General features: G+C 58.8%; 14 protein-coding genes. 7 read left to right on the top strand and 7 right to left on the bottom strand.

Features of this window, described 5'->3' with window-relative positions:
* Nucleotides 1–121 precede the first annotated feature (121 nt).
* The gene (locus tag ABVS15_RS12925) at nucleotides 122–760 is read left to right on the top strand and encodes a TrkA C-terminal domain-containing protein (RefSeq protein ID WP_369284098.1); all 639 of its coding nucleotides are present in this window, start codon (nucleotides 122–124) and stop codon (nucleotides 758–760) included.
* Nucleotides 761–923: 163 nt separating this feature from the next.
* On the opposite strand, the gene ABVS15_RS12920 is transcribed toward ABVS15_RS12925, so the two are convergent.
* On the bottom strand, nucleotides 924–1,835 hold the full coding sequence (locus tag ABVS15_RS12920) for a LysR family transcriptional regulator (protein ID WP_369284097.1): 912 nt from the start codon (nucleotides 1,833–1,835) through the stop codon (nucleotides 924–926).
* Nucleotides 1,836–2,103: 268 nt separating this feature from the next.
* Nucleotides 2,104–2,721, bottom strand: a complete 618-nt coding sequence (udk, locus tag ABVS15_RS12915) for a uridine kinase (protein ID WP_369284096.1) — start codon at nucleotides 2,719–2,721, stop codon at nucleotides 2,104–2,106.
* 237 nt (nucleotides 2,722–2,958) lie between these two features.
* Here udk and ABVS15_RS12910 point away from each other — a divergent pair, with 237 nt between their 5' ends.
* The 3 genes from ABVS15_RS12910 to ABVS15_RS12900 all read left to right on the top strand — a co-directional run bounded on the left by ABVS15_RS12910 (nucleotide 2,959) and on the right by ABVS15_RS12900 (nucleotide 5,630).
* Nucleotides 2,959–3,906, top strand: a complete 948-nt coding sequence (locus tag ABVS15_RS12910; RefSeq protein ID WP_369284095.1) for an Ig-like domain-containing protein — start codon at nucleotides 2,959–2,961, stop codon at nucleotides 3,904–3,906.
* A gap of 214 nt (nucleotides 3,907–4,120) precedes the next feature.
* Nucleotides 4,121–4,750 (top strand): cyclodeaminase/cyclohydrolase family protein, encoded by a 630-nt coding sequence (locus ABVS15_RS12905; protein WP_369284094.1) that lies wholly within the window; start codon nucleotides 4,121–4,123, stop codon nucleotides 4,748–4,750.
* Nucleotides 4,751–4,763: 13 nt separating this feature from the next.
* Complete coding sequence (locus tag ABVS15_RS12900) at nucleotides 4,764–5,630, top strand: bifunctional 5,10-methylenetetrahydrofolate dehydrogenase/5,10-methenyltetrahydrofolate cyclohydrolase (RefSeq protein WP_369284093.1); 867 nt, start codon at nucleotides 4,764–4,766, stop codon at nucleotides 5,628–5,630.
* A 169-nt stretch (nucleotides 5,631–5,799) separates the two neighbouring features.
* Here the strand turns inward: ABVS15_RS12900 and sdaAA are convergent, their stop codons facing one another.
* Nucleotides 5,800–6,675, bottom strand: coding sequence for an L-serine ammonia-lyase, iron-sulfur-dependent, subunit alpha (gene sdaAA / locus ABVS15_RS12895; protein WP_369284092.1), 876 nt, complete (start codon nucleotides 6,673–6,675; stop codon nucleotides 5,800–5,802).
* Complete coding sequence (sdaAB, locus tag ABVS15_RS12890) at nucleotides 6,675–7,343, bottom strand: L-serine ammonia-lyase, iron-sulfur-dependent subunit beta (protein WP_369284091.1); 669 nt, start codon at nucleotides 7,341–7,343, stop codon at nucleotides 6,675–6,677. The genes sdaAA and sdaAB overlap by 1 nt, the downstream gene beginning before the upstream one ends.
* A gap of 143 nt (nucleotides 7,344–7,486) precedes the next feature.
* On the opposite strand from sdaAB, the gene ABVS15_RS12885 reads away from it, so the two are divergent.
* Nucleotides 7,487–8,845 carry an 8-oxoguanine deaminase gene (locus ABVS15_RS12885; RefSeq protein ID WP_369284090.1) on the top strand — a complete coding sequence of 453 codons (1,359 nt, stop codon included), beginning with the start codon at nucleotides 7,487–7,489 and terminating at the stop codon, nucleotides 8,843–8,845.
* 44 nt (nucleotides 8,846–8,889) lie between these two features.
* On the opposite strand, the gene ABVS15_RS12880 is transcribed toward ABVS15_RS12885, so the two are convergent.
* Nucleotides 8,890–9,555 carry a hydrolase gene (locus ABVS15_RS12880; protein WP_369284089.1) on the bottom strand — a complete coding sequence of 222 codons (666 nt, stop codon included), beginning with the start codon at nucleotides 9,553–9,555 and terminating at the stop codon, nucleotides 8,890–8,892.
* A 269-nt stretch (nucleotides 9,556–9,824) separates the two neighbouring features.
* Between ABVS15_RS12880 and ABVS15_RS12875 the strand changes: the two genes are divergently transcribed.
* Nucleotides 9,825–10,361: an O-acetyl-ADP-ribose deacetylase gene (locus ABVS15_RS12875; RefSeq protein ID WP_369284087.1), complete on the top strand. Its 537-nt coding sequence runs from the start codon at nucleotides 9,825–9,827 to the stop codon at nucleotides 10,359–10,361.
* Between the two features lie 93 nt (nucleotides 10,362–10,454).
* Here the strand turns inward: ABVS15_RS12875 and ABVS15_RS12870 are convergent, their stop codons facing one another.
* Both ABVS15_RS12870 and ABVS15_RS12865 read right to left on the bottom strand, forming a co-directional pair.
* Nucleotides 10,455–11,360: an EamA family transporter gene (locus tag ABVS15_RS12870; protein ID WP_369284086.1), complete on the bottom strand. Its 906-nt coding sequence runs from the start codon at nucleotides 11,358–11,360 to the stop codon at nucleotides 10,455–10,457.
* A gap of 94 nt (nucleotides 11,361–11,454) precedes the next feature.
* Entirely contained in the window at nucleotides 11,455–12,720 is a 1,266-nt protein-coding gene (locus ABVS15_RS12865; RefSeq protein ID WP_369284192.1) for an aminotransferase class I/II-fold pyridoxal phosphate-dependent enzyme, read from the bottom strand.
* Between the two features lie 336 nt (nucleotides 12,721–13,056).
* Here ABVS15_RS12865 and ABVS15_RS12860 point away from each other — a divergent pair, with 336 nt between their 5' ends.
* Entirely contained in the window at nucleotides 13,057–14,205 is a 1,149-nt protein-coding gene (locus ABVS15_RS12860; protein WP_369284085.1) for a diguanylate cyclase, read from the top strand.
* Nucleotides 14,206–14,267: the final 62 nt, after the last annotated feature.

The raw sequence follows: 14,267 nt of genomic DNA, 5'->3' as shown, positions 1-14,267 counted from the left end.
TTTCGCTGTTCCTCTGATTATACAGAAAGCGCAATTTATTTTGACGAAATCTAAACTTTGTGATAGACTGGCAGTATTGTAGCGCAAATAAATATTATAACGGAATTACGGTGAAATCATTATGGCAAGAAGCAAGGGGATTACCCTGCCTGTTTACCGCAAGATTGCGGTCACCATCGCTCAGGATATTGTGGGCGGCAAATATGTGGAGGGACAAAAGCTGTCCGGGCGCACGGTGCTCTCCTCTCAGTACGGCGTCTCTCCGGAAACAATTCGCAAGGCGGTTCATCTGCTGGAGGATGTGGAGATTCTCGACATCAAGAAAAACAGCGGCGTGTGGATTCTCTCCTCGCAAAAGGCCGCAGAGTTTATTCAGGAAAGCCGGGAACTGCAAAGCGCGGCCGACGTAAAAGGCGAGCTGCTTTCCTGGATGGAGCGCCAGATTGCCGAAACCTCCGCCGCCATGGAAAAGCTGCTGTTTGTCCTCAACACGGAGGGGCGCGCCGGAAAAAACACACCCTTTGTGCCCTACGAGGTTGCTGTGCCCGCCAATTCTCAGGTTGCGGGCAAGAGCATCAGCGGCCTGAACTTCTGGCACAAAACGGGGGCCACCATCATTGCCATCGAGCGCGGGGAGCAGATTATCCTTTCCCCCGGTCCCTATTCTTCCCTCTTGAGCGGAGATATTCTCTATATTGTGGGAGACGAACGAACTTTGCTCTCGGCCATTCATTTTGTGACCTCCGCAAACGACGGATAACCGCCGCTTTTTTATGGAAAGCGGCGGCGTTTCTTGGCCGATTTTTTGATAACGACAATAAAAACGGAGTGGAGGCCAAAGGCCTCCACTCCGTTTGTGTACCGCTTTGGGCGGCTATTATTTCAATTTACCGGGCGGCTATTATTCCGCTTCTCTCAGGCAATCATTCTGCTGTCTCCTCAGAGGGAAGGTCCTCGTCTTTCACCATTTCCATAAACGCCCCTGCCGCCGCAGTGGGCGCCACGTCCAGCAAGGTGCACATCTCCACACTGCGGGCGGGGATGGTAAAGTCGGTCTTCAAAACCCGAATCTCCCCCGCGTTCAGCGCATCCTGCACAAATTCCAGCGTCACACCCGCCACGCCTAACCCGATTTTTGCCAGCGTCACCAGAAGGCTTCGGGAACTCAGCTCAATCTCCGGAGTCAGCGTCACGCCGCAGCGGAGAAAATCCTGCTCCAAAAAGCCACGGGAGCTGGCCTTGCGCTCCAGCAGAATCAGGGGGAAGGCCGCAATTTCCTCCCGGGTGTAAACATGGTCGAAATCGCAGCCGTAGCCGCTGCCCGCCACAAATACGCTGTGGGTGGAAAAGCAGGGCCATGCCTCCAGCCGCTCCCGCTCCGCCGGGGTGGACGCAAAGGCGATGTCCACAGAACCGGATCGCAGCAGGCTCAAAACCTTGGCGCTCCGCCCGCTGATGATTTTCAGCCGGATACCGGGGTGAAGCCGGTGAAACGCCTCCAGATAGGGCGTCAAAAATTGGCCCGTCACCGTGTCGCTTGCGCCGATCACCAGCGTGCCCAGCATGAGCTGCTGGGCCTGAGAGAGCTTATCCTCCCCTGTGGCCAGAAGACCCAGCGCGGAGCGGACATAGTCATAGAGCAGCTGCCCCTCCCCTGTCAAGGAAACGCCCCGGGGGCTGCGGGAAAACAACCGCGCCTGCAAAGCCGTTTCCAACTGCTTAATGGACTGGCTTACCGCCGACTGGGAAATATAGAGGTTTTTTGCGGCCACGGAGATGTTCCCCGCCTCCGCCACCTCCTTGAATACACGATACAGCTCCAGCTTCACCGACATGACGCCTCCTCCTTTGCGTTTGGGACTTTTTGAGACTGCGCTTGATTTTATGGATCCCGGCCCCAGTGCCCATCCTTCTGGGCGCAAAGCCGGGCAGCATTGCTTCTTTTTCGGTTTCCTGCCTGTTAAACTGCTATCATTATAAGGACTGCTGATGATAATTGTAAATACAATATTTGTTAATTTTTTAAGTAGAGCGTTTTAAACCCGCAATTCCGGTCCAACGTCCGCAAAAAAGGGGCCCGCTCAGTAGCGGGTCCCTTGTCTTTTAATTCTTGTCGATGTGGGCCTGAATCCTCTGAATCATCATTTCCAGCGCCACCAGATTGCGCCCGCCTCCCAGCACGATAATGTCCGCGTACTTCCGGGAGGGCTCCACATACTGCTCATGCATAGGCTTCACAGTGGTGAGATACTGCTTGACAACGGACTGGAGACTTCTTCCCCGGTCCTCCACGTCACGCAGGGCGCGGCGCAAAATGCGCTCGTCCGCGTCCGTCTCCACGAAAATCTTGATGTCGAACATCTCCCGCAACGCGGGATTCTGAAAAATCAAAACCCCCTCCACAATGATGACCTTGGCAGGGAAAATCGTCACCGTCCGTTCGGTGCGGTTAAAATCCGTAAAGGAATACACGGGACATTCAATGGGCTTCCCCCGTTTCAGCGCCCGCAGGTGCTCAATTAAAAGGTCTGTGTCAAAGGCGCTGGGGTGGTCGTAATTCTGCCGCGTGCGCTCTTCTAAGGAGACGCCCTCCTGCAGCTTATAATAGCTGTCGTGGCCCACAACGGTCACGTCGTCCCCGAAATGCTCCTTCAGCCGCCGGGTCAGGGTGGTCTTGCCAGAGCCGGTGCCCCCCGCCACGCCGATCAAAATAATATCCATCGGGCATTTCCCCCTCTCCGCGGGGGCACGCGCCGCCCGCCATCGGCAATTCCCCGCAAGGAAAAGGGGGAAGAACCTCAGAATATTATAGGGACGGCAACTACCAAATGCAAGTAAAAACCAAGGAAAAAAACAGAATTCCGCAAAATTCGTCTCCACGGCCTTGACTGTGCCGGAAAAACCCGATATTATGTCAATTGATCAAAAAAACACCCACCGCTCCGAAGGAGGATATTCATGGCCATGAAACGCTGCCCCGACTGCGGGGAAAAGTATTCCGATACATATAAGTGCTGTCCCTTCTGTGAGGAGGAAGCCGCACTTCAGGAAGAGCGCCCCTTCCGCCGCAAGGGTGCGCGGCGCTCCGCCTGCCGAAAGGAGCCCAGCATCCTGACACCTGTGCTGGTTGTGGTAATTGTGGTGCTGGCAGTGACGCTGGGCTGGCTGTTCTTTGGCGACAGCATCAAGGAAAAGCTGGGCGGCGGCACAACGCCCGGCGTCTCCTCCTCCGAAGTCGATCCGTCTCAAAGCGGCAGCTCCTCCGGGGACACCAGTCTGCCGGGGATCGGAGATTCCTCCGGGGATTCTTCTTCCTCCGCCGGTGAAGAACCGGGAAGCGTGATAGAGCCCGGAAACGGAACGGAAACGGACGCCTCCGAGCTGACAGTGGAACAGGTGGCTGCCCTGCCCGACACTCTGACCCTCTCTAATACAGACTTTACTCTCCCGGTGGGGGATCCGGCGGTAAAGCTGACCGTTTCCGGCGGCAGCGGAAGCTACACCTGGTACAGCGAGGACGACGGAATCGCCTCCGTGGACGAAAACGGCACGGTGACGGCCATTTCCGCCGGAATCATCAACGTCTATGCCACCGACGGCACCGGAAAGGGCCTTTGCATCGTGCGGGTGCGCGGAGGCTCCGGCTCTTCCGGCAGCTCCGGGAACACCGTCACACCCTCTGGCGGCAATGTGAAGCTGAACCGGGAGGACTTTACCTTGGGCGTGGGCGAGAGCTTCCAGCTTAAAAACACCGGAATCACCACCGCCCAGACCTGGTCCAGCAGCAATCCCAGCGTAGCCACCGTCAACGGCAGCGGGATGGTCACCGGCGTGTCCGCCGGTATGGCCACCGTCACCATGTCCTACGACGGAAACAGCCTGACCTGCATCGTCCGGGTAAAATAACGGATTACTTTTCCAAAAAGCGCCCTCCGAAGTCTCGGAGGGCGCTTTTCATTGCACCGGCAACGCTAAGATATCAGATTTTGCCGCGCCCTTGCCGCTTTCATCCGTATTTTATGCAGCCTGCGTCAGCGTTGCATTTTTATCGGGATGGGGGTATACTACTTTGCAGTGAACGCTCCAAAAACTGTAAAAAAGAAAAACGGAGGATTTGCCCATGCCCGAAAAGCTGATTGATCGAACCTGCCGGGAGTTTACCTCCCTCCTCGCGGCCAAAGTCCCGATTCCGGGCGGCGGTGGCGCCTCCGCTCTGGTGGGCGCGCTGGGCTCCGCTCTGGGCTCTATGGCGGGGAATATGACTCTGGGTCGGAAAAAATACGCCGCCGTAGAAGAGGACCTCCGCGTCCTGCTGGAAAAAGGGGCGGAGATTCAAAAGCGCCTTTTAGAGCTGGTGGACGCGGACGCGGCGGCCTTCGAGCCTCTGTCCCGCGCTTATTCCATCCCCAAGGACGACCCCACCCGGGACGAGGTTTTGGAGGAGGCCACCAAGCGGGCCTGCGCCGCGCCGATGGAAACGCTGGAGCAGTGTGCCAAGGCCGTGGAGCTGCTGGAGGGACTGCTGGAAAAGAGCAGCGTAATGCTGATTTCCGACGTGGGCTGCGGGGCAACCTGCTGCCGGGCGGCCATGGAATGCGCCGCGCTGAATGTGTTTATCAATACAAAGACCATGAAAAACCGGGTGACTGCGGCGGCGCTGGAGCACCGGACGGACGAGCTGCTGCGCGAATACGGTGCGCGGGCCTCCGCCGTGGCCGGCGCAGTGCGGGTCCAGCTTCGGGGAAAGTGAGAGGAGAGCGTATATGGCAAGGATTTTAAGCGGAAAAGAAGTGGCGGAGGCTCTGAGCATTCGTCTTGCGGAGCGGGTACGGACGCTGGATGAAAAAGGCGTGAAGCCCACGCTGGCCATTCTGCGGGTAGGCGAACGGCCCGACGACCTGGCCTACGAACGGGGCGCGGTGAAGCGCTGCGAAAAGCTTGGCGTGGCGGTCAAAAAACTAACTTTATCCGCCGACTGCACCCAGACGGAGCTGATGGAGGCCGTCCAGAGCGTCAATGGGGCTGCGGACATCCACGGCCTATTGATGCTGCGCCCCCTTCCCAAAACACTGAACGAGCAGGCGGCCTGCGACGCCCTGCTTCCCGAAAAGGATGTGGACTGCATCACAGGCGGATCCCTTGCCCGGGTATTCACCGGTAAGGGCGCAGGCTATCCCCCCTGTACCGCCCAGGCCTGTATGGAACTTTTGGATCACTATGGCTGCGATTTGGATGGAAAACGGGTGACAGTGGTGGGGCGCAGCCTTGTCATCGGAAAGCCCGTGGCTATGCTGCTGCTGGCTCGAAACGCCACCGTCACCACCTGCCACACCCACACGAAAGACTTGGCGGAAGAGTGCCGCCGGGCCGAGATTTTGATTGTGGCAGCCGGAAAAGCCGGGGCCGTGGACGGCGCGTGTGTAGCCCCAGGCCAGACTGTCATTGACGTTGGAATCCACGTGGACGCCGATGGCTCCATGCACGGCGACGCGGACTTTGTAAGTGTGGAACCGATTGTCGCCGCCATCACGCCGGTTCCCGGCGGCGTGGGCACAGTGACCTCCACCGTGCTGGCCGGACACGTCATTGAAGCGGCGGCCAAAGCCGCCGGCGTGAAGTGGGACGACTGACACTTTTGTCGTCCCATTGGAAGAAGCGCAAGCAGCCGCCTTCGGCACATCCGTACACAGCGGACGGGCCGTATACCCACGCATTGTTGCGCAGGAGGAGCACCGTAGCAATAGCTATTTTAACGTTTCCGCGCAAAAAGGTCCGGCCGTACGGCCGGACCTTTTATCATTACACCCGGTTTTTCATCCGCTCCTTGACCTCCCGGCCAAACGGGGAATCTGCAAGACCGCCCAGCGCCGTCTCCCGGAACTCTTCGGACATTTTGCGGCCAACCTCGCCCATGCAGTCAATCACCTGATCCACAGGAACCCGGCTCTCCACCCCCGCAAGGGCCATATCCGCGCAGCTTACGGCGTTGACCGCCCCAACCACGTTCCGCTTTACGCAGGGGACCTCCACAAGGCCCGCCACGGGGTCGCACACAAGGCCCAACAGGTTTTTCAGCGCCATAGCCACCGCATGTCCGATCTGCTGGCAGGATCCGCCCCGCAAAGCCGTCAGCGTGCCCGCAGCCATAGCGGAGGCCGTTCCGATTTCTGCCTGACAGCCGCCGGAGGCACCGGAAATACAGGCCCTGCTGCCCACCACCGCACCGATGCCCGCCGCCACATACAGTCCGCGGACGGCGGCGTCCTCGTCAATGTCGCCCCGGTGATAGAGGGGAATCAGCACGGCAGGCAGCACGCCGCTGGCCCCCGCCGTAGGCGCCGCCACAATCCGGCGCATGCAGGCGTTGGACTCGCCGGTGCAAAGGGCGGAGGCAATCACCGCCGCAAGATAAGGCCCCGAAAGGGTGTTCATCTCCGCCGCGTAGTTGCGCATCTTCTTTCCGTCGCCGCCCACCAGTCCACTGGCGGAGAGCCGGTCGCCCCGGTAGGTGTCCACCGCCTCCAGCATGGCCCGCCACGCAATCCGCATTTTTTCCATGGACGCCTCTGCCGTCACGCTCCGCTCCTCCATGTCGGTGTCCAGCACCACTTCCCAAAACTCCCTGCCGCCCGCTTCGGCGGCATCAAAAATCTCCTGCATGGAATCCAGTGCCATTACGCGTCCTCCCTCTCATAATACGTCACGCCGGTCACATCCTCCAGCTCTCCAATCAGCGTCCGCACTTTGGGGGACACCTTCTCGTCCGTCTCAATCACCATCAGCACGCTGCCACCCCGCTTTGCCCGCCAGAGGTTCATGTTGGCAATGTTCACGTTTCCGTGCTCCAGAATCCATGTCACCTCCGCCAGCTTTCCCGGCACATCGACGGAGCGGATAATCAGCGTGTTGAAACTGCCGGTGAAATTCACATGGATGCCGTCCAGCGCGTCCACCCGGATGCGTCCGCCGCCGGTGGAGGCAGCCTGAAGCTCCAGCGTCCGCCCACTTCCGTCGGAGACACGGAGCACCGCCGTGTTGGGATGGGCTTCTTTCAGCTCCACCTTCCGGAAGGATACCTCCAGCCCCTCTTTTTCCGCCAGCTCAAAGCTGCGGGGAATGCGCAGATCATCCGGCCTCATCCCCAGAAGCCCCGCAACCAGCGCCCGGTCCGTGCCGTGTCCCGGCCCCGTCTCCGCAAAAGAGCCGTGCAGCCCGATATTTGCCGTTTTCGGCTCGCCGCCCAGCAGTGACCGGGCCATGTTGCCAATCCGAACCGCCCCCGCCGTGTGAGAGCTGGACGGCCCCACCATAATGGGACCCAGGATATCAAAAATATCCAGCATAAGGCCCCTCCCTTCCCTGTTCCAAAACTTTCTTTTAGCTTACTACAAATTTTATGAGGTTTCAAGTTGATTTTTTTGATACTTCTGTTAGAATAGTCGTAAAAAACGATGCAACCTGTTTCGATGTTGAAAGGAGCTGCGCCATGTCCTCTCTGCTGATTAAAAACCTGTCCGCCGTGGTGACCTGTGACGACGGGGATCGGGTTTTGAAAAACACCGATCTCTACTGTGAAAACGGCGTTTTGCGCGCCATGGGAACGGCACTGCCCCAGTCTGCCGACGAGGTTTTGGACGGTGCCCATTTCTGGTGCTATCCCGGGCTTGTGAACACCCACCACCACCTGTATCAGACCTTTTCAAGAAATCTGCCTCAGGTGCAGAATCTGGAGCTGTTCGACTGGCTCACCGCCCTGTATGAAATCTGGAAGGGGCTGGATGGCGAGGCCATCCGTCTGAGCACTCTGACCGGCTGCGGCGAGCTTTTAAAGCACGGCTGCACCACTGTGTTTGACCATCACTACGTCTTCCCCTCCGGAGCGGGGGACTTGATGGGCGTGCAGTTTGCGGCGGCGGGGGAGCTGGGCATCCGGTTCCACGCATCCCGGGGCAGCATGGACCTGTCCAAAAAGGACGGGGGCCTGCCGCCGGACAGCGTGGTGCAGACGGTGGACGAAATCATGCGTGACTCCGCCCGGTGTATCGAGGCATATCACGACGGGTCGTTTGGCTCCATGCGTCAGGTGGCTCTGGCCCCCTGCTCGCCCTTCTCTGTGTCACCGGAGCTGCTGCGCCAGAGCGCTGTACTGGCCCGGCAGTACGGTGTGCGGCTGCACACGCATCTGGCCGAGACGAAGGACGAGGAGCGCTACACACTAGAGCGTTTCCAAATGCGCCCACTTGAATACATGGCCTCCCTCGGCTGGACAGGACCGGACGTGTGGTTTGCCCACGGCATCCATTTTAACACGGAGGAATTGAAAGAGCTTGCCCGCACCGGCACGGGCGTGGCCCACTGCCCCATTTCCAACATGAAGCTTAGCTCCGGCATTGCCCGGATTCCCGAGATGATGAAGCTGGGTGTTCCGGTGGGCCTTGCGGTGGACGGCTCGGCCAGCAACGACGGATCTTCTCTGATGGAGGAGCTGCGGGTGGCATTTTTGCTCCACCGGCTCAGCTCCAGCGCCGCTGCCCCCTCGGGGTATGAGGTTTTAAAGCTGGCCACCCGGGGCAGCGCCCGCCTGCTCGGAAGAACCGACATCGGCTCTCTTGAGGTTGGCAAATGCGCGGATTTCTTTTTAGTGGACTCCCGCCGCTTAGAGCTGGTGGGCGGCGAATATGACCCTGCCGCCGTTCTGGCCACCATGGGCCTGCGGGGCCCGGTGGACATGACTGTGGTGGGCGGAAAGATCGTGGTCCGGGACGGGCAGCTGGTCACTGTGGACGAGGACGCCGTGGCGGCCGAAGCCCGGCGGGTCTGCGGGGCGTATCTGGCCCGGGCGTAAGGCCATGAAAAGGCGCTCCCCCGGCGTTGGAGGAGCGCCTGCTCTTAAAGTGTGTCCCGATACCTATCCATGATTCTGGCGAACAGCTCACCGGTGCTGGGGGGTGTGTAGGTGATGGCGTTGGCTCCTGCCCGGATCGTCTTAAGGATCGTTTCATCCGTGGGCCCTCCAGTGGCAATGATGGGCACCTCGGGAAACTGATTTCGGATGTGGGCCACGATTTCCGGGGTTCTGGCGGCGCCGGACACGTTGAGAAAATCGGCCCCGGCATCAATGCGCGCGCGGACATCCGTCTGCTCGGACACCACGGTGATAATCACCGGAATATCCACCTCCTCCTTGATCTGGCGGATGATGGAGTTGTCCGTGGGCGCGTTCAGCACCACGCCGTAGGCCCCCTGATGCTCCGCCTGAATGGCCAGACGGACGGCCCGGGCCCCGGTAGTGATGCCCCCGCCCACCCCCACAAACACCGGCACGTCCGATACGCTGATGATGGCCTGAGAAATCACCGGCTGGGGCGTGAAGGGATATACAGCGATAATGGCGTCGGCGTTGATGTTTTTGACAATGGCCACATCTGTGGAAAAGGCCAGGGACTTGATGCGCCGGCCAAAAATGCGGATGCCTCCGCACTCGCTGACGCACTGGGGCAGCGCCAGCGTGTGACTGCGCAGCGTCCCGGTATAGGTAGGCATGTGTTTGGGCATGGATGACCTCCTTTTGCGATACAATGAAACTAATATTATGGGATGTATTTTATCACTTTACCGCCGTAAACGCAAGTAAAAGCGCTGTAAAAGGCCCGCCTTACAGCGCGGGGTGGCAGGCACGGGCAAACGGCGCAGCCCGGGGCAGTCAGGCGCGTCATGCACCGCCCGGCGGAACTGACAACCCTTGCGGGACAACTGCCGCCGGATATTTGACCTGCGGTTTAACCGGAAAAAATATGCAGTAAATTGCAAAAGGAGGCACCTTTATGGACCGTTTTTCCATTCTTGTGGGAGATATTATCCAATCGGACGCAGAGGCCATTGTCAACGCCGCCAACGAGTCGCTTTTGGGCGGCAGCGGCGTGGACGGGGCCATTCACGCCGCTGCGGGTCCGGAGCTTTTGAAGGAGTGCCGCACACTGGGCGGCTGTCCTACCGGGCAGGCGAAATTGACAAAAGGCTATCGGCTGAAGGCCCGGTATGTGCTCCACACACCCGGCCCCGTGTGGCGGGGCGGACAGTTTGGTGAGGCGGAGCAGCTCGCTTCTTGCTATCGCTCCTGCCTGCATCTTGCCAAGGAGCACGGAATCGAATCTGTGGATTTCCCCTGCATCTCCACCGGCGTTTTCGGCTATCCAATGGCGCAGGCCGCAACGGTCGCCCTGCGGACAATGATGGACTTTTTATACGAAAATGAAATTCCCCGCAGCGTGCGGATCGTCTGCCATACGGAGGAAGCCGCAAAAATCTGGCGGCAGACCTACAATTTCTGGTTCGCCGGAACCAAGGCGGACCGGCTGTGATTCGCCCTGCGCCGCACCTTATCTCTGTCAGGAGCTGAAAAGAGCCCTCTTCCCACGGGAAGAGGGTTCTTTTTCAAACGATATTGCCGGGGCTTACGCGTCGAACACGCCCAGAATCACAATGCCTACGATGACCGTGGCAATTGCCGCATAATGTCTTACGGAGAGCTTCTCCTTCAGGAAAATGCGGCTCCACACCACGGAGGCCACGCAGTAGGCCGAGATGATGGGCGCGGCCATCATCACGTGCTCCTCGTCTCCGATGGCGTAGATATAGGCGAATTGGCCTGCCGTCTCGCACAGGGCGCCCACGTATTTGGGCGCCTCCTGTTTGGGAACCAGCGGCTGCTTTTTCACCAGCACCACGTAAATGAAGCACACCACGGCGCAGACGAAAAACGTCAGCTCATAGGCAACGTTGGCGGAGTCCTCGTTCAGCGTGCGCAGCACCAGAGAATCCGCAAAGGTACCCAGCGCGTCCAACAGGCAATAGAGAATGGGCAGCACCAATGCCAGCGCAGACTTTGCGTATTTGTAATTAGACGCCTCCTGCCGCAGGGCGCGCAGGTCCTCGTCCTCGTGGGCCTCTACAATGCCAAGGCCCACCACGCCCGCGCATACCAGCGCCACGGCGGCAAGCTGCCAGCCGCCCACGTCGCCCGCGCCGCCGGTGACCAGAATCAGCACCGCCACAAGCGCCCCGGAGGAATTGCAAATGGGCGAGGAAATCGACAGCTCGATGTACCGCAGACCCACATAGCCAATGGTCATGGACAGGATATACAGCGCGGAGACTGGGAGATACGTCAGCAGGATGGACACGGAAATCTCCGCCCCGCCAATAAATACTTCATAGGCTGCGTGAAGTCCCATCACAAGGCCCACAGCCATCACCATTTTCAGGTGGGCATATTTGTCCTGATCGCGGCAGCCGATTTTAGAAAAAAGGTCCGACCCGCTCCAGCAGAGCAGAGTAATCATAGAAAGCCAAAACCACATGTAGATAAATCTCCTGTATTAAAATTTTTTGAGGTTTATCGGTTTTGGACCGGAGGCGGCCTCCTCCTGAAAAAATGATTGGGCGTAGACATTCTTACAGCCTCACGATACCGGCCTCGACCAGCTTTTGCAGGCTCATGAGAATGCCCAGCTTGGCGTGATACCACGTCAGTCCGCCCTGAAAATACACGGCGTAGGGCTCCCGGATAGGTCCATCGGCAGACAGCTCGATGGAGCTGCCCTGCACAAAGGCCCCCGCCGCCATAATCACGTCGGACTCATAGCCCGGCATGGCCCATGGCTCCGGGGTGACGTAGCTGTCCACCGGGGCGGCAGACTGAATGCCCTTGCAGAAGGCCACCATAGCCTCGCGGCTCCCCAGCGTGACCGCCTGAATAATGTCGTGGCGGTCCTCCGCCCCGCCGGGGACGCAGGCAAAGCCCAGCTTTTCATAGATATTGGCGGCAAAAATCGCACCCTTCAGCGCGCCGGACACCACCGTGGGCGACAAAAACAATCCCTGATACAGCGCAGGCATCAGGCCCAGATTCGCGCCCACCTCCTGTCCCAGTCCCGGAGCAGACAGCCGATAAGCGCATCGCTCCACGCATTCCTTCGTACCGCAGATATATCCGCCCACGGGTGCAAGACCGCCGCCGGGGTTTTTGATGAGGCTGCCCACCACCATGTCGGCTCCCACGTCGGAAGGCTCCACCAGCTCCACAAACTCGCCGTAGCAGTTGTCCACCATGCACTTCACGTCCGGCTTCACGGACTTGCAAAAGGCAATCAGCTCCCCGATCTGAGGGACAGAAAAGCTGGGGCGGGTGGCGTAGCCCTTGGAGCGCTGGATGGTGATCAACTTTGTCCGGTCATTGATTGCGGCCCGGATGGCATCATAATCAAAGCTTCCGTCTTCTTTTAAGTCGGCCTGCGCATAGGTCACGCCGTATTCCTTTAAGGAGCACTTGCTCTCCCGGATGCCGATGACCTCCTCCAGCGTGTCATAGGGCGCGCCCACGGGGGATAACAGCTCGTCCCCCGGCAGGAGATTGGCAGACAGGGCTACGGCCAGCGCATGGGTTCCACAGGTAATCTGCGGGCGCACCAGCGCCGCCTCGGTGTGGAATACATCGGCATAAATCCGCTCCAGATTGTCCCGGCCCTCGTCGTTGTAGCCATAGCCGGTGGTGGCGGCAAAATGGGCGGCGCTGACCCTGTTTTTCTGCATGGCCAGCAGCACCTTGCCCTGATTATACTCCGCCGTCGCGTCAATCTCCGCAAACCGCTCCCGCTGGGCGGTCAGCACGGCCTCTCCAACTTTATACACGGCCCGGCTTACGCCCAGGGCCTCATACATATCCTGATTGTTCAAGCTTTTCAATTCCTTTGCCGCCTTTGGATTCGCCGGGTGTGACCGGCGGAGGACAGCGGCTTCCTTACTTTAGCATACCCGCTGTAAAAACGCAAGAAAAAGGCAGTACCCCTCTTTCCCCGACCCTTTGTCGGAGACTGTCTGTGCAATTATGGGTGCTTTTTTGTGCAAATTGGAAAATTTGGAAAATTTTGTGAAAAAGCTGATGACAAACAAAAGCCTGCCTGTTATAATAATAACTACTATTTAATTCATTAATAGGGCAAATGGGGCATCTTTAACGCGGTAAGGTTCGCATTCTAGAAACGGGGGCGCAGGACATTGGAACAACCTTCGACTGAGCATCAGGGCGCGGGGCAAACGCCCGGAGACATTTCCGGCGTCTGGATGAAGCTTCACCTGCTGATTATGTCCGCCGCTGTTTTTATCGCCGTGGCGTTGGAGAGTCTGGTCCTTTTTGCGGCCGACTTTTTCCGACTCCCCATTGCATCTGCCGAGCGGTATATGCTCCGGTTTATCGCGCTGCCTCTGATTGTGAACCTTGTTCTTCTGTCCGCCGCTCTGCTGGCCCGACACAGCAAAAAACTGAGTCAGGATGCGCACATTGTGATCATTTCCCTCTGCGGGGCGGGCATCGGGCTCGTGCTTTACACGGTGCACCGTTTCTTTCCCGCCATGGATATGGCCCTGATGCTGCCGGTGATCCTGACCATTCTGTACGGGCGGATTCGCCTGACGGCGCTGGTGGGCGTGCTTTGCATTGCGGGAAAAGTCGTCTCAGACTTATTCCTGAGCTGGTTTGCCGACGTCCCCCCTTTCCGCCTGAGCGGACCGGAGGTTTTGAATCAACTGATTTCCCTCTCGGTGCTTGCCACCTGCTGCCTGATTTCCAGTCTTTTGGTGCGGCTCTGCCGACGGCAGATTGACTTCAGCGTCAACGCCGTTTTGGAGCAGCACCGGCTGCGGGAGAAAACGAGGACCGACAGCCTTACCGGCGTTGGAAACCGGAGGGCCCTTCAAATTGCCCTGTGCGAAGTCACCCGCAAGAGCCGTTCCCAGTGGTTTTTCGCCATGATGGACGTGGATCAGTTCAAAAACGTGAATGACAAGCTGGGGCATATACGGGGCGATTCTTATTTGCAGTCATTGGGGCGGATTCTTCAGCGCTATGAGGACGATGCGTTCCGCTCCTTCCGCTTCGGCGGAGATGAGTTTTGCGCCATTCTTCAGACCCGAAGCTTGGAGGACGCAGCCTCCCTGTGCCACCAGATTCAGTCCGACTTTATTGAAGTTGTGGAGGCGGATGCGGGGCCCATCCCCTCGGGCATCAGCATCGGGCTGACGGCCTGCGACCCCGGTGAAGACCCTCAGGCCCTTATGAATCGGGCCGACGCAGCGCTTTACCGCGCCAAGCGCGTTCAGCGGGGCGGCGTCTCTCTCTGGGGACCGGAGCTGGAAATGGCCGAATGAGACTGCGGGGAATTTCTTTCAGGACCTTTCTTGTTGGGATGTTTCTTTCGTCTTCTCCCGCG

The sequence above is a fragment of the Oscillibacter sp. GMB15532 genome, from assembly GCF_041020825.1.
GTDB lineage: Bacteria > Bacillota > Clostridia > Oscillospirales > Oscillospiraceae > Oscillibacter.
This window is presented reverse-complemented; position numbering and strand designations above follow the sequence as displayed.

Coding starts and splice junctions, on each gene's coding strand:
- ABVS15_RS12925 (WP_369284098.1), top strand. CDS start 122: ATGGCAAGAAGCAAGGGGATTACCCTGCCTGTTTACCGCAAGATTGCG.
- ABVS15_RS12920 (WP_369284097.1), bottom strand. CDS start 1,835: ATGTCGGTGAAGCTGGAGCTGTATCGTGTATTCAAGGAGGTGGCGGAG.
- udk (WP_369284096.1), bottom strand. CDS start 2,721: ATGGATATTATTTTGATCGGCGTGGCGGGGGGCACCGGCTCTGGCAAG.
- ABVS15_RS12910 (WP_369284095.1), top strand. CDS start 2,959: ATGGCCATGAAACGCTGCCCCGACTGCGGGGAAAAGTATTCCGATACA.
- ABVS15_RS12905 (WP_369284094.1), top strand. CDS start 4,121: ATGCCCGAAAAGCTGATTGATCGAACCTGCCGGGAGTTTACCTCCCTC.
- ABVS15_RS12900 (WP_369284093.1), top strand. CDS start 4,764: ATGGCAAGGATTTTAAGCGGAAAAGAAGTGGCGGAGGCTCTGAGCATT.
- sdaAA (WP_369284092.1), bottom strand. CDS start 6,675: ATGGCACTGGATTCCATGCAGGAGATTTTTGATGCCGCCGAAGCGGGC.
- sdaAB (WP_369284091.1), bottom strand. CDS start 7,343: ATGCTGGATATTTTTGATATCCTGGGTCCCATTATGGTGGGGCCGTCC.
- ABVS15_RS12885 (WP_369284090.1), top strand. CDS start 7,487: ATGTCCTCTCTGCTGATTAAAAACCTGTCCGCCGTGGTGACCTGTGAC.
- ABVS15_RS12880 (WP_369284089.1), bottom strand. CDS start 9,555: ATGCCCAAACACATGCCTACCTATACCGGGACGCTGCGCAGTCACACG.
- ABVS15_RS12875 (WP_369284087.1), top strand. CDS start 9,825: ATGGACCGTTTTTCCATTCTTGTGGGAGATATTATCCAATCGGACGCA.
- ABVS15_RS12870 (WP_369284086.1), bottom strand. CDS start 11,360: ATGTGGTTTTGGCTTTCTATGATTACTCTGCTCTGCTGGAGCGGGTCG.
- ABVS15_RS12865 (WP_369284192.1), bottom strand. CDS start 12,720: ATGTATGAGGCCCTGGGCGTAAGCCGGGCCGTGTATAAAGTTGGAGAG.